This window comes from Gemmobacter denitrificans (genome assembly GCF_036964905.1).
In the GTDB taxonomy this organism is placed as follows: Bacteria; Pseudomonadota; Alphaproteobacteria; order Rhodobacterales; family Rhodobacteraceae; genus Gemmobacter; species Gemmobacter denitrificans.
This window is the reverse complement of sequence record NZ_JBALHR010000003.1, coordinates 152,382-175,953: the sequence shown is the minus strand read 5'-3', so window position 1 is coordinate 175,953 and position 23,572 is coordinate 152,382. Positions and strand designations below refer to the sequence as shown.

Below are 23,572 nucleotides of genomic sequence, written 5' to 3'. Positions count from 1 at the left end.
CTGTCAATGAACAGTGCAGACCATACATGGATCAAAACTCCGCACCACATGCTGCACGGCGATTGCCCCCGGGCCTTCCACGGTCACACCTTCCAGCGCCGCCTCCAGCGGGCCAGGCACACCGGCCGCGTCACGCGGGCTGAAATTCCAGGTCGTCGGCGCGATGATCTGATAGCTTGCGATCCGCCCGTCTTCGATCCGCATCCAATGCCCAAGCGCGCCGCGCGCCGCTTCCACCAGCCCCGCGCCCTGCCCCGCGCCGGGCAGCGTGCCCCGCGCCATATAGGCCGCGCCGGGATCGATCCCTACCACCAGCTTTTCCATCGCCATCTGTGTCCGCGCCAGTTCCAGTAACCGCCCGGCAACCCGGGCCAGAACACCGCCGCCGCCCTGTGCCAATGCGCGGGCCAGCTGGTGCCCATCCACCACCTGACGGGCCAGCGCGCCGACCTCCTGGCCCAAACCGGCCAGCCTAGGTGCCTTGCACCAGCTATAGGCCGGAGCTGCCATGGTTTCGTCAGGCTCGGTTTCGCCCTGCCAGGGATGCGCCACCCCGCCCAGCATCCAGGCATGTGACGGGTCTTCGGCGATCGCGGCCGGGTCAAGGTCCAGTAATCCACCGTCCCAACGCCCGGCGGCGAAGACCGGGCCTTCCTCCTGTTGATAGGCCCCGAACGACAGATAGCGCCCCGATCCCCGGCCCAGCGCCGCCAGATCAAGATCGGCAGCAATCTCCAGGAACAGCCCGACATCGCCGCGCGTCCAGCCCATCAGGGCAGTTACACTGCCCAGCGCGACGAAATCTTCCAGCGGGCCGCCAAACAGCACGCTTTCCAGATACCGACGAAAGGCGCGCAAGGTCGCGCCAAGACGGGCCTTTTCGCGCAGGCCCGGCGCGCGCGTCACGCCGCCGGGCTGGATCGCCAGCGTATGGGGCCATTTGCCCGCCAGAAGCCCCATCACATGCAGCAGTTCGGCCCGCGCCGCGATGGCGCTGCGCTGCGCCCCGCCCTCCATAGCCGTGAAACGGGCCATTGCCCGGCTGTGCCAGGCGCGCCCGGCATAATCGGGGCGCGCGAAATCGGGCATGAAGAACAGATGGAAATGGGTCAGGTGATCTGCCACATTTTCCGCCGCGTGGATCAACGCCGCCATGGCTGCACCCGCCGGTGTGGGCACGATGCCCATGGCGGCGCCCAGGGCACGTGCCGCAGCCGCCGACTGGCTGATCGAACAGATGCCACAGATCCGCGGGGTAATGACCAGCGCATCGCGCGGATCGCGCCCCAGCAACATGCGCTCGAACCCGCGATACAGGGGGGCATTCACCCGCGCTGCCGCCACGCGGCCATCCGCGATCTCCAGCGTGACCTCCAGATCGCCCTCAACCCGGTTGAACGGGCCCAAGACCAGCCTTGCGCCTGTCTCTGACGTCATTTCGGCCGCCGTAACGTGGGGGGCACCACCACCCGATCGGATTTGGCATTGCGGTCGATCCGGTCCGGCGTCGCCGCCTTGGACAGTGAAGCCAGCGCCATGAACCATGCCTTTGGCATATCGGTGGGCAGACCCACCGGGATGCCCGCGATCTTGGGCGTTTCGACAAAGGCATGGGCCGGGTCTTCGAATTGCGGCGCGGTGCAGTTGATGCAGGGATAGCCGCCGCGCGTGCAGGACCCTTCGCCATTCCAGGGCCGGATATTGCAATCGCCCACCGCCTGGGTGCCGATGCAGCCCAGATTTTCCATCATGCAGCCGATTTCCGACAATTCCCGCGCGCTGGCCTTGTATTCGTAGAACTCGTTCTTGGGGCAGCCATGATGCACCAGATGATCGGCATAAAAGCGCGGGCGGGAAAAACCGTCCAGCGCCAGGTCTTCGCCCGCCGCCAGCAGCATGAGCGTTTCGGTCACCCAACCCGGATGCGTCGGGCATCCTGCCACATTGATGACCGGCCCACCTGACCGGCTGCGCCAATCAGGGGCGAACAGGCCCCCGGCATGGCCACCATCATACTGCAACCCCACCGCATCAGACGGATTGCCCCCAGCCGCCGTCACCCCGCCGAAGGCCGCGCAGGACCCGACCGCCACCACATGCTCGGCCAGGGGGGCCAGACGCAGCACCCATTCCATAAGGCTTTGCCCGGTGCCGGTCAGCATCTGGAACCGGCCTGTGCCCGCAGGCCCGCGGGCAATCGCCCCTTCGACGCACAGGATATCGAGCTTCTGCCGCCCCTCCAGCAGATCATCCAGCAGTGCCCGCACCTCGGTCCCGGTCTGAACCGACAATGCCGGGTGCCACAACATGCGGATGCCCGCATCTTCCAGCATCTCCAGCACACCCGGGCTTTCTGCGCACAGCAGCGACATGGTGCAGCCACCACAGCCTGAGGCCTGCAACCAAAGCAGCGTTCTGATCATGCGCCGCCCCCGGCCAGTGGCAGGTCCAGCCGAAAACAGGCCCCCTGCGCCACATCACAGAGCGACAGCCGCCCGCCATGTTCTTCGGCAATCTTGTGGCTGATCGACAGGCCCAGCCCTGTGCCACGCCCGACCGGCTTGGTGGTGAAGAACGGATCGAAGATCGCGCCCCGCATCGCTTCGGGGATGCCGGGACCGTTATCGGCTACGGTCAGCACCGCGCGGCCTCCGTCCACCCCGACAGCCAGTCGGATCACGGCATCCTGCCGCCCTTCCAGCGCATCAACCGAATTCTGGATCAGGTTCATCACCACCTGTTGCACATGCCCTGCCCGCCCCAGCACCGGCGCAGAACAGAGCCCCGAGACATCCAGTACCACCGGCTGTTTCATACCCCGCATCACCCAGCTTGCCGCTACCCGCGCCGTTTCGCCCAGATCGAACACCACCTTTTCGCCTGATCCGTCAGACGACAGCCGCCGCAGATCCTCCACAATGTCGCGCACCCGTTCGGCCCCGTCACGGGCCCCGTTGATCGCCTCGCGCAGATTGGCCACCTCACGGTCCAGCCGCAGATCACGGCGCAGGGCGATCAATTCCTCGCGGCTGGCGCCATCCTGCACCCGGGCGAAATAGGTTTCGAACTTGCCTGCATAGCGTTCAAGCGCATGGGCATTGGCATAGACAAAACTGATCGGGTTGTTCAACTCATGCGCCACCCCTGCCAGAAGCCGCCCGAGCGATGCCAACTTTTCATTGCGCACCAGAAAAGCTTGTGCGGTTTTCAGCGCGTCATGGCTTTCCGACAATTCGGCATAGGCCTTGCGCAGCGCCCCCAAGGGCCGGCCTGTCAGCACGAACCCATCCACGCGGCCCCGGTCATCCAACCGGGGTGAAAGCGACAGGTCCAGCGGTTCGCCCCCGCCCGGTGTCAGCAGATCGCATTCCAGGGTGATCGCCCGCCGCCGGTCGCGCAGGCCCTGCAGGGCTGCGGCCAGCAATTCCCGATGGGCCGGGGCAAACATGCCTTCCAGCGGACTGCCCTGCAGGCTGGCCTCGTCGCGCCCGGTCAGTGTCAGTACCGACCGGCTGACCTGTGCGATACGCCCGCCCCGATCCACGACGATCAGCACATCCGATACCGAAGACAGGATCGCCGTCAGGAAGGTGCGCATCTCCTCCAGTTCGGCATTCTGCCGTTCCAGCCGTTCCTGATAATCCACCAGATCGGCATAGGTGCGATCCATTGCCGACAGCACCTCCACCCAGGCGTCATCGGAAAAATGCGGGGGGCGCGGGGCGCCAAGGGGATCGTCAGATTGCAGGTTCATGAACCGATGCTAGGCCGCGTCAGCCCCGACGCAAAGCGGAAATTGCGGGCCAGAACGGGCCGCGACAGGCCATATTGGAAAGTATTCTTCCACTCATGGCAGAATATCGATAGCGTGATTTGCAGAAGCTGCGGCGCCTCAGCACGGGTTCGCCGGCAATTTCTACCGTTGTTCCAATTCGTTGCGGGAAAAACCGGCAGATTGGCAATTCGCTATCCAGCGCCACCGCAAACCATGCTTTCACCACAAGACAAAGATGAAAACCGTTCGACCAGCCAAGGGGAGGGAGCCAGTGTCGCAAAGCATCCTGATTCTGGGTATCGGCAATGTGCTTTGGGCCGATGAAGGTTTTGGCGTCCGCTGTGTGGAGGCAATGGCCGAAACGCATGCTGTGCCACCCAATGTCCGCCTGCTCGACGGGGGCACACAGGGGCTTTATCTGCTGCCCTTTCTGGAAGACTGCGATGCGCTCATCGTGTTTGACGCCATCGATTACGGCCTGCCGCCCGGCACAATGAAGGTGGTGCGCGATGACGAAGTGCCCGCCTTCATGGGTGCCAAGAAAATGAGCCTGCACCAGACCGGATTTCAGGACGTGATCGCCACCGCCACATTGATGGGCTATCGCCCAGCCCGAATGGTGCTGATCGGCTGCCAACCGGTTGAGCTTGACGATTACGGCGGCGGACTGCGCCCCGAAGTGGCCGAACGCATTCCGCAGGCGCTGGCCATTGCGCGTGGCGTGCTGGCCGATTGGGGGGTCATGCTGCAGGACGGGCGCACCCAAAGCGATGATCTGGCAGATCCATCCATCCGCCGCGATGCCTATGAATCCGGCCGCCCGTCAGAGGATGAGGCCTGTCGTCTGGGCGATGTGCGCTTCTTCCCCGGGGCTGCGGAATGATCGCACCGCATCCAGTGGTCATTTGGATCGGGGCATCGCCATGTGCGTAGGCGTGCCCATGCAGATTGCCCAGATCGACGGGATTGCCGCCACCGCGCTGGATGGCGATCGGGCGGAACTGGTTGATCTGTCCTTGATCCCCGATGCCCGCAGCGGTGATTGGGTTCTGGTGTTTCTGGGGACAGCCCGTGCCATCCTGCCCGAAGAGGAGGCGCACAAGATCCGTGCGGCACTGCAGGGGCTGGCCGCGCTGATGCAGGGCGGCACTTTGGGCAATGCCTTTGCCGATCTTGAAAACCGCAATCCCACCCTTCCGCCCCATCTTCAGGCCGCGCAAGACGCGGGCCGCAGCACAGGCTGACCGAAATGCATGACCATGCCCCCCATGACCTGCCCCCCGCCACCACAATCCATCCGCTGATCGCCCGGCTGGAAACCGAACTTGGCTGGCCCCGGCTCGCCTCGGCGCATGATCTGGCTGAATTCCTGTCCCGCCCCGGGGCGCATTGCCTGTTCATCCCCGGCGATCCGCGCCGCAATCTTGAAACGGCCGATGCGGCGGTGATCCTGCCGGAACTGCGGCTTGCCTTTCAGAACGCCTTTGATTGCGCCGTGATTGACGACGCGATCGAGGCGGATCTGCGGGAAACCCATCGGGCGCTGAAGACGCCAGGCCTTCTGTTCTTTCGCGGCCCCGATTTTCTGGGAGCGATCGAAAAGGTCCGCGACTGGCCGGATTACCTGACGCGCATCACCCATATCCTGTCACTGCAAGCTGCCTGAAAGGTCCGCCATGGTCAGCCCCTTCACCCTGCCGCCCAGCGGTTTTGGCCCCGGATCACAGCCCGACCCGGATGGCGAATTGCAATATCTGCCCATGCCCTCGGGGATGCGGATCTACGAACCCCATATCCCTACTGCAGACGATCCGGCAGCACTGGCCGAGGCGCTGGCACTGCTGGCCGAACTGGCCGCGGCTGCCGATATGGTGGCGCAGGGGGCTGCCCCTGCCGACTTCGATCTCTCACCCCTTTCTGCCGCTGCCCGCCGGATCGTGGCCGATGCCATGGGTCAGGGCGAAGTGTCGATGAAGCTGCGCGGCACCCCCGCGATCATGGTACAGGAAAGCGTCTTTGCCGGGGTCTGGATGCTGCTGGGGGCCGGGATCGACCGGGTCGAGGTCGCGCCGGTGCCCGCCATCGCCATTAGCCGTGCCCATCTGCCGCATCGCCCGGCCACGGGGCGGCAAACCCCCTGGCGGGCAGGGTTGGCCAATGCCCCCGCGATCATCACCGAACTGGAAGACAAATCCGCCAGCCAGCGCCCCGGCGATCTGGCCCATGTGGTGAACCTGTCACTGCTGCCCCATTCGCCCGAAGACCTTGACTGGCTGGCCGAGGCGCTTGGCGAAGGGGCGGTGACCATCCTGTCGCGCGGCTATGGCAATTGCCGGATCACGGCGACCGCCCTGCCCCGGGTCTGGAAGGTGCAATTCTTCAATTCGATGGATACGCTGATCCTGGACACGTTCGAGGTGACCGAAATGCCCGAGGTGGCCCTGGCTGCGCCCGAAGACCTGGCCGACAGCGCCATCCGCATCCGCGATGTGATCGAGGCGATCCGATGACCGTCCCGGGTTTCGAAGGCAGCTTTCTGGGGGCGTCCGACAAGATCAGCTCCCGCGCGATCATGGAATGCAAGATCTGCTGGACCCCCTACGACCCTGCGGAAGGCGATGATACGAGGCAGGTTCTGCCAGGCACATCCTTTCTCGATCTGCCCGAGGACTGGAGCTGCCCCGGCTGTTCCGCGCCCAAGGCACAGTTCTTGGTCCGCGAAGACCCCGCTGCCCCCTCGGCTGCTCTACAGACCGAAATGGCGGCGCGGACGGCGGCGCTGGTGGCCGATTTCACCGAAATCTTCAACGCGAAGATGCGCGATGTGCCGATGGTGAACCACGCGCTGCATGTGCAGGCGGTGGAGTTCCGCCCGCATGAGCGTGGGTTCCTTGGCGTGCTGGTGGCGCCATGGTTCATGAACCTGATCTTCCTGCCCCCGGACGATTATCCGCTGAAAGCCCCGACCGAGAAAGAGGTGATCCCCTTTCCATCCGGCGAATATGAATTCCTGCACAACCGGCGCGAAATGGTCGGGCCCTATCTGGCCTGCTCCCTGTTCTCGCCCATGGGCGATTTCACCAGCCAGTTGCAGGCGGTCGATGTCGCCCGTGCGGTGATGGTGGAGTTGTTCAAACCCGAAAACCGCGCCGAAACCGATCGTGCCGCCGAAATTCGTGCCCGGCGCGAGGCCGAACTGACCCCTCCCGAAGCCGAAGCCGACCCCGCACCATCGCGCCGCCAGATCATCACAGGTGGCCTGGGTGTTGCGGATGCGGAAGGCCGGGGCGCATGATGCAAGCCGCCACCCTGTCACTCGCGCACGATGGGCCACGCCTGACCGCAGCGCCCGCGCTGCCGGTTGCGGCGCTGGTCGCAGGTCGCCCGGTGGCCGAGGTGGCGGACCTGCTGCCGCGACTGTTCAACCTGTGCAGTGCCGCGCAGGGGCTGGCGGCCCGGCTGTCTCTTGGCTTGCCCTTGTCCGGTAATCCGCAGGCAGAAATTCTGCGCGACCATCTGCTGCGGCTGTGTGTGCTGCTGCCCCGCGCCTTTGGTCAACCGGCCCCGGCCTTGCCTGCGGATCTGGGTCAGGTGGCACGTTGGGGGCAACCGGGTGCAGGTGTTCAGGTCGCACAGGCCCTGCTGGGGCACGGGGGCCTGCCCCACAGCCCGGACGATCTGGCTGGCCCTGTGGCAGCACTGTTCCACCATATTGCCGCTACCTTTCCGCCGGGTGTTGCGATCTGTGCCGCCTTGCCAGCACCGCCAACGCCCTTGGCCGAAGGCGCCCATGAAAACTCTGCCGCCGGTCGGCAAGCCGATCATCCGCTGCTGCGCCGGATCGAAGCCAGCCATGGCCGTGGCCCGCTCTGGCGGTTTGCCGGGCTGTTGGCCGATCTGGAGGCCGCTGCAGCAGGCCGCCTGCCCGCACCCCGGGTAACCGATGGCCTTGCCACCGTGCCCGCCGCGCGGGGGGCCTATGCCCTTCGGATCGACCATGTGGGGGGCGTCGTGACCGGCCTTGTCCGTCGGACCCCCACCGATCACATGCTTGCACCGCGCGGTGCCTTGGAACAGGCCATGGCCAGCCTGCCCCTCCCCCTGCATTGCCTTGCCCCGGCTGTGATCGCACTGCACGATCCCTGTATCCCGGTCACGGTGACGGAGCCGATACATGCATGAAATGAGCCTCGCCGAAGGCATGCGCCGCATTGTCGAAGATCAGGCCCGCGCCCATGGCTTTGTCCGTGTCAGCGTGATCCGGCTGGAGATCGGGCGCTTTGCCGGGGTGGAAAAACCGGCGCTGGAATTTGCCTTTGATGTGGTCATGCGCGGCGGCCCCGCCGAAGGCGCACGGCTTGAGATGATCGACCTGCCCGGCCGCGCCCTGTGCTATGACTGCGGGAAAACGGTCGATCTGGCCGACCGGCTTGATCCCTGTCCGCTGTGCGGCGGGGGTCGGCTGATCCCTGAAGGCGGCGACGAGATGCGGATCAAGGATATGGAGGTGCTGTGATGTGCACGGTATGCGGTTGCGGTGATACGGTAACGGTGGACGGACGGGCAATGACCCATGAAGAAGCGCATCGGCTGGGCCTGCCGCACAGCCATGACCATGACCATGACCATGACCATGACCATGACCATGATCACGGCCACCATCATCATGGGAATGACCACGATCACAGCCACGGGCACGACCATCCGGACCATCACGATCATGACCACGGGCATGACCACCACCATTACGGCACGGGCGCGGCCGGGGTTTCGGTTCCGGGGCTGACACAGGCCCGGCTGATCGCGGTGGAAACCTCGATTCTGGCGAAGAACGATGCGCTGGCGGCAGGCAACCGGCGGGTGCTGAACGCGCTTGGCGTGCTGGCTCTGAACCTTATGTCATCACCCGGATCGGGCAAGACCACGCTTCTGTGCCAGACCATCCGCGCCCTGCAGGATACCCCGCTTGCCGTCATCGAAGGCGATCAGCAAACCAGCCATGACGCCGACCGCATCCGCGCCACCGGCGCGCGCGCGCTGCAGATCAATACCGGCAAGGGCTGCCATCTGGATGCACAAATGGTGGGCCATGCGATCGACAGCCTGCGCCCGCGCCCGGCGTCGATCCTGTTCATCGAAAATGTCGGCAATCTGGTCTGCCCCGCGGCCTTCGATCTGGGGGAAGATGCCAAGGTTGCCATCCTGTCCGTGACCGAAGGCGAGGACAAGCCGCTGAAATACCCGGATATGTTCACCGCGGCCCGGCTGGCCATCCTGAACAAGACCGATCTGGCCCCGCATTGCGACGTGGATCTTGATCTGTATGAAGCCAACCTGCGCCGCGTGAACCCGGCCATCACCGTGCTGCGCCTGTCAGCCCGCACCGGCGAAGGCATGGCGGAATGGATCGATTGGCTGCGCGCGCGGCTGGCGGACAAGCAGGCATGACCAGCCCGCCCCGCCCCACTGTTCTTCTGGTTGATGACGAACCGCACAGCCTGTCGGCCATGCGCATGGCGCTGGAAGATGAATTCGACTGCCTGACCGCCCCCGATGCCGAAACCGCCCTGCGGCGGATGGAGGAAGAATGGGTGCAGGTGGTGATCTGCGATCAGCGGATGCCGGGCCGGACGGGGGTGGAACTGCTGACGGAATTGCGCGACCGCTGGCCCGATACGCTGCGCATCATCATCACCGGCTATACCGATCCGGCAGCCATGGCGCAGGCGATCAACGATGCCGGTATTCACCAGTTCCTGACCAAGCCCTGGCACCCAGAACAATTGCTGATGGCGGCGCGCAATGGGGCGCGGCTGTTCGCGCTGGCGCGTGAAAATGAACGCATGGCACTGGAAATGCGGTTTCTGGCCAGCTCGGCCCAGACCAAGCTGGAAAAGCGCCGCGCTGCCCTGCGCGAAGGGTTGGGGTTCGAAACCCTGCTGCGGTCGCCCCACAGCCCGATGGCCGCGCTGATCGACACGGCCCGGCATTTTGCCAGCTTCGACATTCCCGTCCTGCTGACGGGTGAGCCGGGCACCGGCCGGTCGCGGCTGGCGCGGGCAATGCATTTCGGCAGCCTTCGGTCTGACCGGCCCTTTCATGCCCTTTCGCTGGCGGGCCTGCCCGAAGATCTGGCCTTCATCGAACTGTTCGGGGCCAAACGCGGCGTGCTACCGGGCGGGGTGAACCGCATCGGTCTGGCGCAGAAGGCCGACAGGGGAACCCTGTTTCTGGAAGGCGTGGAACATGCCAGCCCTGCCCTCCAGTTGGCACTTTGGAGACTGGTGGATGAGGGCAGCTTTACCCCGGTCGGCGGGCAAGAGGTGCTGGGCAGCAATATCCGGCTGATTGCTGGCAGCGGCGCCGATCTGCCCGCTCGGGTGGCCGAAGGCCAGTTCCGCCCTGATCTGTATTATGCACTTGCGGTGGCGGAGCTGCGCATCCCGCCCTTGCGGGCGCGGCGCGGCGATGTGGCCCTGCTGGCCCAGGCCTTTCTGGACGATCTGGCCGCGCGCCACGGCAAGGCCGCCCATGGCTTCACCTCGGCGGCGCTGGAGTTTCTGGAAAACTGGGATTGGCCCGGCAATCTGAAGGAATTGCAGAACGAAGTGACTCGCATGCTGATCTTTGCCCAGACACCGATGCTAGGGGCCGAGCTGATTTCGCGCCCGATCCTGCAGGCCGCGCCGTCCGACAGCGGGGCCGACCGGTCCGCCGATGGCGTTCTGACGGCAAGCGGCACGCTGAAGGATCGCGTGGAACTGATCGAAATGCGCATCCTGCGTGAAACCCTGACCCGCCACCGCTGGAACAAGAGCCGGGCGGCGGTGGAACTGGGCTTGTCGCGCGTGGGCCTGCGCGCCAAGCTGGACCGTTACGGCATCACTGACCCCTCGGGCCGGGTGACCGAAGAAGAGGAAGACTGACATGTGTCTGGGAATTCCCGCCCGCATCATCGCGATCACCGACGAGGCCCGCCTGATGGCCATGGCCGAAGTGTCAGGCGTGCGGCGCGAAGTGAACGTGGCCTGCATCGCCGGGCCGGACCTGGAGACATTGGTCGGTCAATGGGCGCTGGTGCATGTAGGTTTTGCCATGGCCCTGATCGACGAGGACGAGGCGCAGAAAACACTGGAGGCCCTGCGCGATCTGGGCGAGGCGCAGGAAACGCTGGAGCAGATGGCCGAAAGCGAAAGGGCACTGGCATGAAGTTTGCTTCGGAATTCCGGGATCCCGTCGCCGCGCGCGGCCTGCTGGCCGCCATCGCCGCCCGCGCCGATGCCATTGGCGCCACACGCGACAAACCGATTCACATCATGGAAATCTGCGGCGGCCATACCCATTCGATCTTTCGCTACGGGCTGGACAAGCTGATCCATGAGGGGATCGAATTCATCCACGGCCCCGGCTGCCCGGTCTGTGTGTTGCCCATGGCGCGGGTTGATGAATGCGTGCAGATCGCCGAAATGCCGGGGGTGATCTTCACCACTTTTGGCGATGCGATGCGGGTACCGGGCCATCGCAAGAGCCTGATGCAGGCCAAGGCCGATGGCGCCGATATCCGCATGGTCTACAGCCCACTGGATGCGCTGGAACTGGCCCGGCGCAATCCGGGGCGCGAGGTGGTGTTCTTCGGGCTGGGGTTCGAGACCACGACACCCTCGACCGCACTGGCGATCCTGCAGGCCGCACGCGAGGGGTTGGGCAATTTCAGCGTGTTCTGCAATCACATCACGGTGCCCGAACCGATCCGTGCCCTGCTGGGCGATCCCGACATGCGGCTGGATGGGTTCATCGGGCCGGGCCATGTCAGCATGGTGATCGGGATACACCCCTACGATTTCATTCCGCGCGACTTTGGCAAGCCCATCGTGGTGGCGGGGTTCGAGCCGACCGACCTTTTGCAGTCGGTGCTGATGGTGCTGACCCAGATCGCCGAAGGCAAAGCCCGGGTGGAAAACCAATATGCCCGTGTGGTGCCGGAACATGGCAACCCGGTCAGTCTGGCTGCCATGGCCGAGGTCTATGAACGCCGCCCCAGCTTTGAATGGCGCGGTCTGGGCGAGATCGATGCCAGCGGGCTGCGCATCCGCCCGACCTTTGCCGCTTTCGATGCCGAACAAAAGTTCGGTATCGGGTATGCCGCCGGGCCGCGCAATGTGCCGGAGATCGAAGGCTGCGCCTGTGGATCGGTAATGACAGGGCGGATGAAGCCCACGCAATGCCCGCAATTCGGGCGCGGCTGTACGCCGGAGATGCCGCTGGGCGCGCTGATGGTGTCATCAGAAGGGGCGTGCGCGGCTTATTGGCAATATGCCGGCGCACGGGCGGAGGCGGTGTAAGCGGGGCTTTGCCCCCTTTCGCCCCCGGGATATTCGGACCAGAATAAAGGAGACAGCGATGGCGCTGCGCGGCGAACGGGTGACCATGGCGCATGGCGGTGGCGGTCAGGCGATGCGCGACCTGATCGCCGAAGTCTTTACCGGCGTGTTTCAACCACCGGGCAACGAGGATCAGGCCCGGTTGATGGTGGATGCGCTGCAGGAACCAGGCGCGCGGCTGGCCTTTACCACCGACAGTTTCGTGGTCAGCCCGCTGGAATTTCCGGGGGGAGACATCGGCAAGCTGGCGGTCTGTGGGACGGTGAACGATCTGGCGGTGGGGGGCGCGCGGCCCCTGTGGCTGTCCGCCAGTTTCATCATCGAAGAGGGCTGCGAAATCGCCTTGCTGCGCCGGATCGTGGCCACAATGGCCGCCGAGGCAGAGGCTGCCGGGGTGCGTATCGTGACCGGCGATACCAAGGTGGTGGAACGCGGCAAGGGCGATGGGGTGTTCATCACCACATCGGGGATCGGGGTCATCCCGCCGGGTTGCGATCTGGCCGCAACGCGGATCGCGCCGGGCGATGCGGTGATCGTGAACGGCGTGCTGGGCGATCATGGCGCGGCCATTCTGGCGGCCCGGGGCGATCTGGCCTTGTCCACCGATCTGCAATCGGATTGCGCGGGGCTGGGCCATCTGATGCAGGCCGCGCTGGCGGCAGCCCCCGGCATCCATGCCGCGCGCGATTGCACGCGGGGCGGGCTGGCCTCGGCTCTGAACGAAATGGCTGCCGAGGCCGGGTTGGCGGTGGAGGTGCAGGAGGATGCGCTGCCGCTGCGCCCGGAAGTGGTGGGGATGTGCGAGATCCTTGGGCTTGACCCGCTATATCTGGCCAATGAAGGGCGGCTGGTGCTGTTCTGCCCTGCCGATCAGGCCGAAGCCGTGGTGGCCGCAATGCGGGCGCGGCCCGAAGGGGCGGGGGCCTGCATCATCGGGCGGGCGCATGCGGGCCAGCCGGGCCGGGTAACGCTGCGCACGGCCTTTGGCGGAGCGCGCATTGTGGACATGCTGGTGGGCGAACAGCTGCCCCGTATCTGCTGAAACCCTGTCTGCTGACAGGCGAAAGGACCGCGGGGGACGCCGCGGCCCTTTGCCCTTTTCCTTGCGCTCGGCGGGTTACATCCCCATCAGGCGCGGCAGGAACAAGGTGATCTGCGGGATATAGGTGATGAGCATGAGGAAGGTCAGCATCGTCAGCAGCCAGGGCCAGGTGGCCTTTGTCACCTCGGTCAGCCCCAGTTTGGAGATCGACGAGGCGACGTAAAGGTTCAGCCCGACCGGTGGCGTGCATAGCCCGATTTCCATGTTAACCACCAGCATGATGCCGAAATGCACCGGATCGATCCCGAGCGCCATGGCGACCGGATAGAGGATCGGCGCCATGATGAGCACGATGGCCGAAGGTTCCATCACCATCCCGATCATCAGCAGCATCACGTTCACGATCAGCAGGAAGCCGATCTTGCCCAGCCCCAGATCAACGATCCAGCCCGAAAGCGCCTGCGGGATCTGTTCGCTGGTCAGGATGAAGGCGAACATCACGGCATTGGTGATGATGTAAAGCAGCATCGCCGACATCGCAGCCGAGTTCAGCAGCACCCGGGGCACATCGGACAGCTTGATGTCCTTGTAGACCCAGACCGCGATGACAAAGGCATAGACGGCGCTGACGGCGGCGGCTTCGGTCGGGGTGAAGATGCCGCCATAGATCCCGCCCATGATGATGACGATCAAGAGCAGGCCCCAGACGCTTTCACGGAAGGTTTTCCAGCGTTCGTCAAAGCTGGCGCGCGGCATCCGGGGGTAATCGTTCTTCCAGGCCCGGAACATGGTGGTTCCGCCCAGCAGCGTGGCCAGCATCAGGCCCGGCACCACGCCCGCGATGAACAGATCCCCGATCGAGGCCGACATGACCGGCTGGCCATCCGGCCCGGTGACCACCATGCCCGAGGTGGCCACGGCATACATCACCATCACGATGGACGGCGGGATCAGGATGCCCAGCCCGCCCGAGCTGGCAACCGTGCCCACGCCGAATTGCGGCGGATAGCCCTGTTTCACCATGGCCGGGATCAGGATTGACCCGACCGCCATCACCGTGGCGGGGCTGGAGCCCGAAATCGCCGCGAACAGCGCACAGGACAGCACCGCCGCCAGACCCATGCCGCCATACCAATGGCCCACCATGGATGAGGCAAAGCGGATCATCCGCCGTGCCACGCCGCCATGCGTCAGGAAATTGCCCGCCAGAATGAAGAACGGGATCGCCATGATCTCGAACTTTTCGATGCCGGTGAACAGTTTCAGCGCGATGGCGTCCATCGGCACTTCGGAAAAGGCGAAGAGGAAGGAAAAGACCGTCAGGCCCAGTGCGATGGAGACGGGCATCCCGGTGACCAGCAGCAGCGCCAGGATCAGGAAGATGATGATCGCGGTCATGCGTGGCCTCCCTTGGCCAGATCTTCGGCCTCATCATCCAGACCATCGACAGCGCCATGGTCGTGATGGGCGATTTCGCCGGTGGTGATGTAACGATACAGCGCCTGAACAAAGCGGAAGCACATCAGCGCAGAACCCAGCGGAACCGCCAGATAGATCAGCCACATCTTCAGCTCCAGATCGGGTGATATCTGGCCGCCTGCACGGACATGATAGACGAAATCGGTGCCGATCACGGTGATGATGGCCGTGAAGATCACCCCGCCCGACATGGCAATCATGGTGATGGCGCGGCGCTTGGCGCCGGTCAGGCGTTCGGCCAGAATGTCCACGCCCACATGGATGCCGGTGCGTACGCCATAGGCGGCCCCGAATTTGGCCATCCATACGAACATGTAGATGCAGGCCTCCTGCGCCCAGTTCAGGTTGATGGCTTTCAGGGCCTTGAACAGCGACCGGGCGAAATCGTTCAGCCAGGCGATCTCATGCGTGCGGGCAAGGCCCACGAGATCGGCGGCAAAACCGATAGCAAAGCGATGGGTGACGGACAGGAAAATGAGAATGGTCGCCGCCGCGATCAGCGTGGCGATCAGCACTTCTTCCAGCCGATCGAGAAGGCGCAGCATGGCACACCTCGCGGCAAGGGGGTGAATTTGGGGAATGTGGAACGGGGCGGCCCAGAACGGGCCGCCCGCCAAAGGGCCTTATTGGCCGATCGCGCCCTTGACGGCGGCGATGGTCTCGGCGCCGATGCGCTCGGCCATTTCCTCATGCACCGGGGCCAGGGCCTCGGCCCAGGCGGCCCGCTCTTCGGCTGTCGGTTCATAGAACTCGGTCGTGCCGGCAGCTTTCATCGCGGCCAGGGCGTTGTCATTGTCTTCCTTGGCGATGGAATTGGCATATTCGGTGGCTTCAGCCATGGCCTTTTCCAGACCGCTGCGCACATCGGCGGGCAGGCCATCCCAGAACTGCTTGTTCACGATGACCGCATAGCCCAGATAGCCATGGTTCGACACGGTCGCATGCTTCTGCACTTCGTTCATCTTCTGGGTATACATGTTCGACGGCGGGTTTTCGGTGCCGTCCACAACGCCGGTCTGCAGCGCCTGATAGACCTCAGAAAAGGCCATGACCTGCGGCACCGCGCCCAGCTTGTTCATATAGGCCTCGATCACCTTCGAGGACTGGATGCGCATTTTCAGGCCAAGGAAATCATCGGGCGATTTCAGCGGGCTGTTGGCCGACATGATCTTGAACCCATTGTCCCAATAGGCCAGCCCGGTGATGCCCTTGTCTTCCAGCTTGGCCAGCAGCATCTTGCCCACATCGCCCTGCGTCACCTTCCGCAGCGCCTCGTAATCGGCAAAGATGAAGGGCAGATCGAACACTTCGAAATCCTGCACGCCCAGCGGGCCGAACTTGGCCAGCGACGGGGCCAGCATCTGGACAGCGCCCAGTTGCAGCGCCTCCATCTCTTCCTTGTCCTTGTACAGCTGGCTGTTGGGATAGACTTCAACATCCACGGCGCCATTGGTGTACAGCTCGGCCAGTTCCTCGAACTTGGCGGCACCCTTGCCCTTGGGCGTATCGGGCGCGACGACATGGCTGAACTTGAGGACGATCTTGTCCTGCGCAATGGCGGAACCGGCGAAAGACAGGGCCAGCGCGGTGGCACCGGCAAGCGCGGCAAGGCTGCGACGGGTAAGCATGGTGTTCTCCTCCTGAAGTCCGCCTCTCCCAGGCGGATTGCAGATCTTCTTGCCCGAAACAGAGGGCTTTGCGCTATTGTGGCTTTCCGCAATAGACTGGCACAAACCGGGATGCGACAACCGGCCTGTCCACGGGGAGGAACCGCGCACGGACAAGGGAGACACAAGGCCACCCGCCCGATCACCGGGACGGGAGACCCCGGAAGCATGGGGAACCGAGAGCCTGATGGCATCGCGGCGATGGGATATTCTGTCTTTGGTGCCGCTGGCGTCTATCGTGGCCCTTGTGGCACTGGTGGGCGCGCTGGTCTGGATCGTCAGCCGGTCGGATGCTGACCGGGCCGAAACCAAACTTGCAACCGATGCGCTCTGGGTCGAACAGACGCTGCGGTTCCAGATGTCGGTGAACGAGGACATGCTGGTCCGTCTGGCGCTGGAGGCCGCAGGCGGCACAGGGATCCAGACATTGCAGGCCCGCGCCCGCGTCCATATCGCCGCCAATCCCGAAATGCTCTATGCCCGCTGGTATGATGCCGAAGGCAAGCTGATCGCCGCTGTTCCGGCCGGGGCCGACGGGGCGCATGACAGGCTGGTGCAGGGCATCCTAGAGGCGGGGGCGCAGACGGCGCGGCCTGTCTATGGCGCGGTGACCGACGGCACTGTGCCGATGGCCTTGCGCGTCGCCAGCCCGGAGGGCGGGGCACTGGTCGCAGGCATTTCGCTGCGGGTGATGCTGGATCGCCATATCCCGTGGTGGATCGCCGAACAATACGGCGTGCGGCTGGCCTATGCCGATGGCATGACCGGTTCGGTGCTGGCCGAACGCGCCCGCCGCCCCTTTGCCGATGGCGCGCCGCGCCATGCCATCAGCTTTGATCCGCCGCTGGCGGGCACGCTGTTGCAGATCATCGCCTATGACCGGCCCGCCACCTTTGGCAGTGCCGCCATCATGGCGGCGATCATCGCACTGGCCGCCTTTGCCGTGCTGTCGCTGCTGGCATTGCAGCGCAACACCCAGCACCGCCGCCGCGCCGAAGACCGATTGCGCGCTGAAATGGCCTTTCGCCGGTCGATGGAGGAAAGCCTGACCGTCGGGCTGCGCGCCAAGGATCATGCGGGCAAGGTGCTTTACGTCAATGCGGCCTTCTGCCGTCTGGTGGGGATGCCCGCCGCCGATCTGGTAGGACGCAGCCCGCCGATGCCTTATTGGGCACCCGAGGCGATCGAAGAAACGCTGGCCCGCCAGCAGGCATTGGCCACTGGCCCGGTAGAACCGCAAAGCTTTGAATCGCGCTTCCGCCGCGCCGACGGATCGGAAATCGACGTGCAGGTCTATGAAGCGCCGCTGATCGACGCGATGGGCCGCCATCATGGCTGGATGGGCTCTGTCATCGACATTACCGAAGCCAAGCGCGCCGCACGGCTGGCCCGCGCGCAAGAAGACAGTCTGGCCCGCACCGGGCGTCTGGTGACACTGGGCGAAATGGCCTCGACCCTTGCCCATGAACTGAACCAGCCGCTTGGGGCCATCGCCTCTTATGCCGCAGGTGGGATCAACCTGATCGACGCGGGCCGGGCCGAACCGGGGCTGATGCGGGGCGCGCTGGAAAAGCTGGCGGCGCAGGCGCGGCGCGCGGGGCTCATCATCCGCCGTATCCAGGATTTCGTGAAAAAGCGCGAACCCCGGCTGGTGCCGCTCGATCTGGCCGAGGTGGCCGCCGATGCCATGGGCCTCATGCAGGCCGAGGCGCGCGAACGCAAGGTGCGGCTGGTACTGGATCCGGGGGCCGATGGGCTTGATCCGGTCATGGCCGACCGCATCCTGATCGAACAGGTCCTGGTGAACCTGATCCGCAACGGGATCGAGGCGATGACCGAAGGCCCCCGCCATGGCGATGCCATGACCCTGCGCATCACCCCCGAGCCGGGCATGTTGCGGCTGGATGTGATTGACGAAGGGCCCGGGATTCCGGCGGCGCTGGAACCCTATCTCTATGATCCCTTCACCAGCACCAAAAGTCAGGGCATGGGCATGGGGCTGAACATCTGCCGGTCGATTGCCGAAATGCTGCATGGCAACCTGTCCCACACGGCGGCACCGGGCGGCGGCACCGTGTTCACCCTGAAATTGCCCACCACGCTGCCCGAAGGCACTGCCCCGGCCGAAGGACCCGCCCCCCCCGAAAGCACCACCCTGCCGGAAGGAGAGCCGATATGACGCCCGCGCCCCCGCTTGTCGTGCATATCGTCGATGACGAAGAGGCCCTGCGCGACAGTCTGCAATTCCTGTTTGCCTCGCGCGGGGTGGATACCCGCGCCTGGCCCTCGGGCGAAGCCTTCATGGCGGCATGGCCACTGCCGGATTGCGGCTGCATCATTCTGGATGTGCGGATGGAGGGCATGTCAGGCCCGCAGGTGATGGATGCGCTGGCGCTGGCCGAAGGTGGCAGCCAGGCCCTGCCGCCGGTGATCTTTCTGACCGGTCATGCCGATGTGCCCCTGGCGGTGCAAAGCCTGAAGGGCGGGGCTTTCGATTTTCTGGAAAAGCCGTTCAACGATGATCAGATTGTCGATCTGGCGCTGAATGCCATGGCCCTGCGCCGCGACCGGCTGGCCGAAACGCTGGGCCGCGCCGATCTGGCGGCCCGGCTGGCCAGCCTGTCCGCGCGCGAAACCGAGGTGATGCACCTGATCCTGGACGGCCAGATGAACAAGCAGATCGCCGACCGGCTGGGCATTGCGCAGCGCACGGTCGAGGTGCATCGCGCCCGGGTGCTGCAAAAGCTGGGCGCGCGCAATTCGGTCGATCTGGCGCAGATGCTGGCCCGGCGCAGCTGACCTCAGCTGTTCGGACGAATCCGCGCGCCACTCTTGTCGGCAAAGGCCTGCAGACGCGCGCGCGCCTCGGGCTGGGTGTTCACCACACCGGCCACGCAGGCCTCGGCATAGGCCGCATCCAGGGCCGACATGTTCTGCATGTGGCTGATGGCCGAACAGATGGCGAAATTGGTCAGCGGCAGGTTTTCCGCGCAGCGCCGTGCCAGTGCCAGCGCATGGGCAAAGCTGTCCTCGACCAGATATTGCGCAAGACCCAGATCGACCGCATCCTGCCCCTGATAGACCCGCCCGGTCAGCATCATGTCGATCATCCGCGCCTTGCCGACCAGATCGGCCACCCGGATCGTCGCCCCGCCCCCGGTAAACAACCCACGCTGGCCCTCGGGCAGTGCGAAATAGGTGCCGGCATCCGCCACGCGGATATGGGCGGCACTGGCCAGTTCCAGCCCGCCCCCCACGACGGCCCCTTTCAGCGCGGCAATGACCGGCACACCGCCATATTCCATCTTGTTGAAGGCTTCGTGCCAGCGCAGGCACAATTGCCAGAATTCGGCCGGGCTGCGGTCGGCCCGGTGATGTTCGACCAGATCAAGACCGGCGCAGAAATGATCGCCCGCCGCCGCCAGCACGATGGCCCGCGCGCCCTGCCCCATCGCCCCGGAAAAGAGGGTGACCAGTTCCTCGACTGTATCGGCATTCAGGGCGTTGCGCTTGTCGGGTCGGTTCAGCGTGACGATCCAGACCCCGTCCTCCTGACGGTCCACAAGCAGGTTCTGATATTGGTCGGCCATGCAATCCTCGTCGGTCCTTTGCGGGGGATGGGTTTCGGGCCGACGATATGCCGGACCGCTGCCCCCGATATGCCGGGATCATTGCCCCGGCCCCGGTCGGGGGCAATGACCAACCCGGCCAGCAGCCATGCGTGACGCAGCGTCACGCAGATGCCGACAGGGAGGCCCGCCCTTTGGGCAAAGCGGTCGTGTGGGGGTTACAGGCCCGCTTCGGCTGCGATCTCGGCCCGGCTTTTGCGGGCGCGCTCGGTCGCCGATTTCAGCTGGCCGCAGGCCGCCATGATATCCTCACCACGCGGGGTGCGGATGGGCGAGGCATAACCTGCCTTGTAGATGATATCGGCGAAAGCCTCGATCCGTTCCCAATCTGACCGCTGATAGGGCGCGCCGGGCCATTCGTTGAAGGGGATCAGGTTGATCTTGGCGGGAATGCCCTGAATCAGCTTCACCAGCCGCTTGGCATCGGCATCGCTGTCATTCACGTCCTTCAGCATCACATATTCAAAAGTAATGCGTTCGCTGTTGGACAGGCGCGGATAATCACGCAGCGCGGCCAGCAGGGTTTCGATGTTCCATTTCTTGTTCACCGGCACCAGACGGTCGCGCACCTCATCGGTGGTGGCATGGAAGGAAACCGCCAGAAGGCAGCCGATCTCTTCGGCGGTCTTGGCAATTTCGGGCACGATACCGCTGGTGGACAGCGTGATGCGGCGGCGCGACAGGCTGATGCCTTCGCCATCCATCACCACCTTCATGGCGTCACGGACATTGTCGAAATTATACAGCGGCTCGCCCATGCCCATCAGCACCACATTGCTGATCAGGCGGGTTTCGTTCTTCGGCTCGCCCGGCACCGGCCATTCGCCCAGATCATCGCGCGCCACCATCACCTGCCCGACGATTTCCGCCGCGGTCAGGTTGCGGACAAGCTTCTGCGTGCCGGTATGGCAGAAGGAACAGGTCAGCGTGCAGCCGACCTGGCTGCTGATGCACAGCGTGCCGCGGGTCTCCTCGGGGATATAGACCACCTCGATTTCGTGCCCGCCCGCAATACGCATCAGGTATTTGCGCGTGCCATCGGCGCTGATCTGGCGGGTGACCACCTCGGGCACCTCCACCACGAAGTGATCGGCCAGCAGGGCGCGATAGTCCTTGGCCAGATTGGTCATCACCGCGAAATCGCGGACACCCCAGTGATAGATCCACTGCCAGACCTGCCCCACCCGCATCTTGGCCTGCTTTTCGGGCGTGCCTGCGGCGATCAAGGCTGTGCGCAGTTGATCGCGCGTCAGGCCCACCAGATTGGCCTTGCCGCCTTCGGGCAGCTTGCGCGGGATGGTCAGGACATCTTGGGTAATCGGGGCTTGCGGCGCGGTCATCGACGGATTCCTTGGGCTGAACGCTGCTTCTACAGCAAATGAAGGGGCTTGCCAAAGGGTCGTTGCGGAAAATCCGGCCGACGCGGGATTTGGGCTGTCAATTTCCGACTGTTTTAATTAGAAAAGTATCACCCAGCAAAAGACTCAACATTCCATGCGCCAGATATCGTTCCTCTCTGCACTCCTGCTTACCATCTGCCTGAGCATGTCGCACCCGGCCCCGCTTCTGGCGCAGGACCAACCCGCACCTTCCGCACCGCAAATGCTGCCGGCCACGGTGCCAAACGCCCCGCCTACCGATCTCCCCCTTGCCCCCGCGCATGACCTGTCGCCGCTGGGCATGTACAATCAGGCGCATTGGGTGGTGAAAGCGGTGATGCTCAGCCTGCTTGCCGCCTGTTTCGCCACATGGACGATCTGGCTGTTCAAGACGGTGGAGCTTCTGGTGGCCCGCCAACGCGCCCGCCAGAGTGGTCGCATCCTCGCCCGCGCCGCAACCCTGGACGAGGCCACAGGCCGGTTGGGCAGTCGGCGCGATCCGGCCACGGTGATGGCTCTGGCCGTGGCAGAAGAATATGGCCGCTCTGCCCCCGCCATCGCACCAGCCGGGACCGAAGGCATCAAGGAACGGGCGCAATCGCTGGTCGCTCGGATCGAAGGCCAGACCCTTGCCCGCGCACGGCGCGGAACTGGCGTGCTGGCCACCATCGGCGCGATTGCCCCCTTTGTCGGGCTGTTCGGCACTGTCTGGGGCATCATGAACAGCTTTATCGGCATCGCAGAAAGCAAGACCACCAATCTGGCCGTCGTCGCCCCGGGCATTGCCGAGGCTTTGCTGGCCACCGCCATCGGGCTGGTGGCGGCGATCCCGGCAGTGGTGATCTACAATCAGTTCAGCCGGTCGCTGGCCGCTTACCGGCTGCTTCTGGGCGATGCGGCGGCGGCGGTTCTGCGCCTGCTGAGCCGCGATATCGACTTTCGGTCGATGAAAGGGTGACCTATGGCTGCCTCGCTCCGCCCTGAAAATGACGACGACCTGGCCGAGGCGCATGAGATCAACGTCACGCCCTTCATCGATGTGATGCTTGTGCTTCTGATCATCTTCATGGTTGCAGCACCACTGTCCACGGTGGATGTGCCGGTGACCTTGCCCGGATCGAATGCCAGCCCGCAGGAACGGCCGGAATATCCGGTTTTCCTGACCCTTGCCGCAGACCTGACAGTGTCGGTTGGAACGGCCCCGGTCTCGCGCGAAGGGTTGGCAGCAGCGCTGAACGCCGCCACGGGCGGCAATCCCGATACCCGCATCTTTCTGCGCGCCGATCAGGCCGTGGCCTATGGCGAGTTGATGGCGGTGATGAACCTGCTGCGCGACGGCGGGTTCCGGCAGGTGGCGCTGGTCGGCGCCGAGGAAGCGCCATGACCGACTGGTTGGACCATATCGCGCGCGGGCGGCGGCGGGCCGAGGCACTGCTCTGGCTGATAGCGGCGGCGGTGATTGCGCTGGTGATTGCTGCGGGCACTGCGCTTGCCCTGCGCCTTCCCCCGGCGCAGGGACGCGAAACCGGGGCGAAACAGGTGATGAACATTGATCTGACAGCCCTGCCCCCTGCCCCATATGTGGCCGAAGTTCCAGAAGCTGCACCCGCCGCCCCGCCCCCAGAGCCTGAGCCTGAGCCTGAGCCTGAGCCTGAAAAGCTGGTCGAGGCCGAACCGGAGCCCAAGCCTGACCCCGTTGTCAAGCCAGCGCCAGACCCCGAACCTCAGCCGGAACCGGAGCCAAAGCCCGATCCCAAACCGCAGGCCAAGCCCGACCCAAAACCTGCGCAGAAACCGGCCCCGAAGCCCCGCAAGAAGGCCCAACCCAGCCCTGAAAAACCGCGCAAGACCGACGCCGCCCCCCCGCCGCAAAAGGCCAGCGGCGGTGCGGCAGCCAGCGCCAAGGGTTCTGCCAGCCCGAACGCCGTGGCGAAGTGGCAACGCAAGGTGGCAGGGCAGCTGGGTGCGCACATGCGGCGGCTACAGACAACGCGCGAACTGAAACTGGAGCTGGCCATAGCAGTGGCCGGGGATGGACGGATCACCGGCGTTTCGGTCGTACGCTCCAGCGGTGACGCGAAATTCGATGCCAAGGCCGTCGCGCTGGCCCGGCGCAAAGGCAAGATTGCCCCACCACCCAGCGGCAATCCGGTCACGCTGAACATTCCGATCAACGGTTGAAACGACAAAGGCCACCCAGCGGGCGGCCCTTCGCATCGC

General features: G+C 64.7%; 25 protein-coding genes. 17 read left to right on the top strand and 8 right to left on the bottom strand.

What is annotated here, in order from left to right; translation table 11 throughout:
• Nucleotides 1-3: 3 nt before the first annotated feature.
• The 3 genes from V6590_RS06615 to V6590_RS06605 are packed head-to-tail and all read right to left on the bottom strand — an operon-like array spanning nt 4 to nt 3,754.
• Nucleotides 4-1,437: a nickel-dependent hydrogenase large subunit gene (locus V6590_RS06615; protein WP_335421155.1), complete on the bottom strand. Its 1,434-nt coding sequence runs from the start codon at nt 1,435-1,437 to the stop codon at nt 4-6.
• The gene (locus tag V6590_RS06610) at nt 1,434-2,423 is read right to left on the bottom strand and encodes an NADH-quinone oxidoreductase subunit B family protein (RefSeq protein ID WP_335421153.1); all 990 of its coding nucleotides are present in this window, start codon (nt 2,421-2,423) and stop codon (nt 1,434-1,436) included. Before V6590_RS06610 ends, V6590_RS06615 begins: the two co-directional genes overlap by 4 nt.
• Nucleotides 2,420-3,754 (bottom strand): sensor histidine kinase, encoded by a 1,335-nt coding sequence (locus V6590_RS06605; RefSeq protein WP_335421152.1) that lies wholly within the window; start codon nt 3,752-3,754, stop codon nt 2,420-2,422. The genes V6590_RS06610 and V6590_RS06605 overlap by 4 nt, the downstream gene beginning before the upstream one ends.
• Before the next feature lie 256 nt (nt 3,755-4,010).
• Here V6590_RS06605 and V6590_RS06600 point away from each other — a divergent pair, with 256 nt between their 5' ends.
• Genes V6590_RS06600 through hypE form a run of 12 tightly spaced genes read left to right on the top strand, consistent with a single transcriptional unit; the run spans nt 4,011 to nt 13,198 of the window.
• Nucleotides 4,011-4,658, top strand: coding sequence for a HyaD/HybD family hydrogenase maturation endopeptidase (locus V6590_RS06600; RefSeq protein WP_335421150.1), 648 nt, complete (start codon nt 4,011-4,013; stop codon nt 4,656-4,658).
• Between the two features lie 40 nt (nt 4,659-4,698).
• A complete protein-coding gene (locus tag V6590_RS06595) occupies nt 4,699-5,019 on the top strand; it encodes a HypC/HybG/HupF family hydrogenase formation chaperone (RefSeq protein ID WP_335421149.1) in 321 nt (106 codons plus the stop codon).
• A 5-nt stretch (nt 5,020-5,024) separates the two neighbouring features.
• Complete coding sequence (locus tag V6590_RS06590) at nt 5,025-5,441, top strand: thioredoxin domain-containing protein (protein WP_335421147.1); 417 nt, start codon at nt 5,025-5,027, stop codon at nt 5,439-5,441.
• Nucleotides 5,442-5,451: 10 nt separating this feature from the next.
• Nucleotides 5,452-6,285, top strand: coding sequence for a hydrogenase expression/formation protein (locus tag V6590_RS06585; RefSeq protein ID WP_335421143.1), 834 nt, complete (start codon nt 5,452-5,454; stop codon nt 6,283-6,285).
• Nucleotides 6,282-7,070, top strand: a complete 789-nt coding sequence (gene hybE, locus V6590_RS06580) for a [NiFe]-hydrogenase assembly chaperone HybE (protein WP_335421141.1) — start codon at nt 6,282-6,284, stop codon at nt 7,068-7,070. The genes V6590_RS06585 and hybE overlap by 4 nt, the downstream gene beginning before the upstream one ends.
• Nucleotides 7,070-7,957, top strand: coding sequence for a hypothetical protein (locus V6590_RS06575; protein WP_335421140.1), 888 nt, complete (start codon nt 7,070-7,072; stop codon nt 7,955-7,957). The genes hybE and V6590_RS06575 overlap by 1 nt, the downstream gene beginning before the upstream one ends.
• Nucleotides 7,950-8,291 carry a hydrogenase maturation nickel metallochaperone HypA gene (gene hypA, locus V6590_RS06570; RefSeq protein WP_335421138.1) on the top strand — a complete coding sequence of 114 codons (342 nt, stop codon included), beginning with the start codon at nt 7,950-7,952 and terminating at the stop codon, nt 8,289-8,291. The genes V6590_RS06575 and hypA overlap by 8 nt, the downstream gene beginning before the upstream one ends.
• On the top strand, nt 8,291-9,223 hold the full coding sequence (hypB, locus tag V6590_RS06565; protein ID WP_335421136.1) for a hydrogenase nickel incorporation protein HypB: 933 nt from the start codon (nt 8,291-8,293) through the stop codon (nt 9,221-9,223). Before hypA ends, hypB begins: the two co-directional genes overlap by 1 nt.
• A complete protein-coding gene (locus tag V6590_RS06560) occupies nt 9,220-10,701 on the top strand; it encodes a sigma-54-dependent transcriptional regulator (RefSeq protein WP_335421135.1) in 1,482 nt (493 codons plus the stop codon). Before hypB ends, V6590_RS06560 begins: the two co-directional genes overlap by 4 nt.
• Nucleotide 10,702: 1 nt before the next feature.
• Nucleotides 10,703-10,984: a HypC/HybG/HupF family hydrogenase formation chaperone gene (gene hypC / locus V6590_RS06555; protein WP_335421133.1), complete on the top strand. Its 282-nt coding sequence runs from the start codon at nt 10,703-10,705 to the stop codon at nt 10,982-10,984.
• Nucleotides 10,981-12,117 carry a hydrogenase formation protein HypD gene (gene hypD, locus V6590_RS06550; protein WP_335421131.1) on the top strand — a complete coding sequence of 379 codons (1,137 nt, stop codon included), beginning with the start codon at nt 10,981-10,983 and terminating at the stop codon, nt 12,115-12,117. The genes hypC and hypD overlap by 4 nt, the downstream gene beginning before the upstream one ends.
• 58 nt (nt 12,118-12,175) lie before the next feature.
• Nucleotides 12,176-13,198, top strand: coding sequence for a hydrogenase expression/formation protein HypE (gene hypE / locus V6590_RS06545; protein ID WP_335421129.1), 1,023 nt, complete (start codon nt 12,176-12,178; stop codon nt 13,196-13,198).
• A 75-nt stretch (nt 13,199-13,273) separates the two neighbouring features.
• On the opposite strand, the gene V6590_RS06540 is transcribed toward hypE, so the two are convergent.
• The 3 genes from V6590_RS06540 to V6590_RS06530 all read right to left on the bottom strand — a co-directional run bounded on the left by V6590_RS06540 (nt 13,274) and on the right by V6590_RS06530 (nt 16,305).
• A complete protein-coding gene (locus tag V6590_RS06540; RefSeq protein ID WP_335421127.1) occupies nt 13,274-14,596 on the bottom strand; it encodes a TRAP transporter large permease in 1,323 nt (440 codons plus the stop codon).
• Entirely contained in the window at nt 14,593-15,222 is a 630-nt protein-coding gene (locus V6590_RS06535) for a TRAP transporter small permease (RefSeq protein ID WP_335421126.1), read from the bottom strand. Before V6590_RS06535 ends, V6590_RS06540 begins: the two co-directional genes overlap by 4 nt.
• A 78-nt stretch (nt 15,223-15,300) precedes the next feature.
• On the bottom strand, nt 15,301-16,305 hold the full coding sequence (locus V6590_RS06530) for a TRAP transporter substrate-binding protein (RefSeq protein ID WP_335421124.1): 1,005 nt from the start codon (nt 16,303-16,305) through the stop codon (nt 15,301-15,303).
• A 226-nt stretch (nt 16,306-16,531) separates the two neighbouring features.
• Between V6590_RS06530 and V6590_RS06525 the strand changes: the two genes are divergently transcribed.
• The gene (locus V6590_RS06525) at nt 16,532-18,523 is read left to right on the top strand and encodes a PAS domain S-box protein (RefSeq protein WP_335421122.1); all 1,992 of its coding nucleotides are present in this window, start codon (nt 16,532-16,534) and stop codon (nt 18,521-18,523) included.
• On the top strand, nt 18,520-19,143 hold the full coding sequence (locus tag V6590_RS06520; protein WP_335421120.1) for a response regulator transcription factor: 624 nt from the start codon (nt 18,520-18,522) through the stop codon (nt 19,141-19,143). The genes V6590_RS06525 and V6590_RS06520 overlap by 4 nt, the downstream gene beginning before the upstream one ends.
• A 2-nt stretch (nt 19,144-19,145) precedes the next feature.
• On the opposite strand, the gene V6590_RS06515 is transcribed toward V6590_RS06520, so the two are convergent.
• On the bottom strand, nt 19,146-19,934 hold the full coding sequence (locus V6590_RS06515) for a crotonase/enoyl-CoA hydratase family protein (protein ID WP_335421119.1): 789 nt from the start codon (nt 19,932-19,934) through the stop codon (nt 19,146-19,148).
• Nucleotides 19,935-20,131: 197 nt separating this feature from the next.
• The gene (gene rlmN / locus V6590_RS06510; RefSeq protein WP_335421117.1) at nt 20,132-21,313 is read right to left on the bottom strand and encodes a dual-specificity RNA methyltransferase RlmN; all 1,182 of its coding nucleotides are present in this window, start codon (nt 21,311-21,313) and stop codon (nt 20,132-20,134) included.
• A gap of 205 nt (nt 21,314-21,518) precedes the next feature.
• Between rlmN and exbB the strand changes: the two genes are divergently transcribed.
• From exbB to V6590_RS06495, 3 genes are read left to right on the top strand one after another with little or no spacing between them, the layout of a single operon-like run.
• On the top strand, nt 21,519-22,310 hold the full coding sequence (exbB, locus tag V6590_RS06505; RefSeq protein WP_335421114.1) for a tonB-system energizer ExbB: 792 nt from the start codon (nt 21,519-21,521) through the stop codon (nt 22,308-22,310).
• 3 nt (nt 22,311-22,313) lie between these two features.
• Nucleotides 22,314-22,736, top strand: coding sequence for a TonB system transport protein ExbD (exbD, locus tag V6590_RS06500; protein ID WP_335421111.1), 423 nt, complete (start codon nt 22,314-22,316; stop codon nt 22,734-22,736).
• A complete protein-coding gene (locus V6590_RS06495; protein ID WP_335421110.1) occupies nt 22,733-23,533 on the top strand; it encodes an energy transducer TonB family protein in 801 nt (266 codons plus the stop codon). Before exbD ends, V6590_RS06495 begins: the two co-directional genes overlap by 4 nt.
• Nucleotides 23,534-23,572 lie beyond the last annotated feature (39 nt).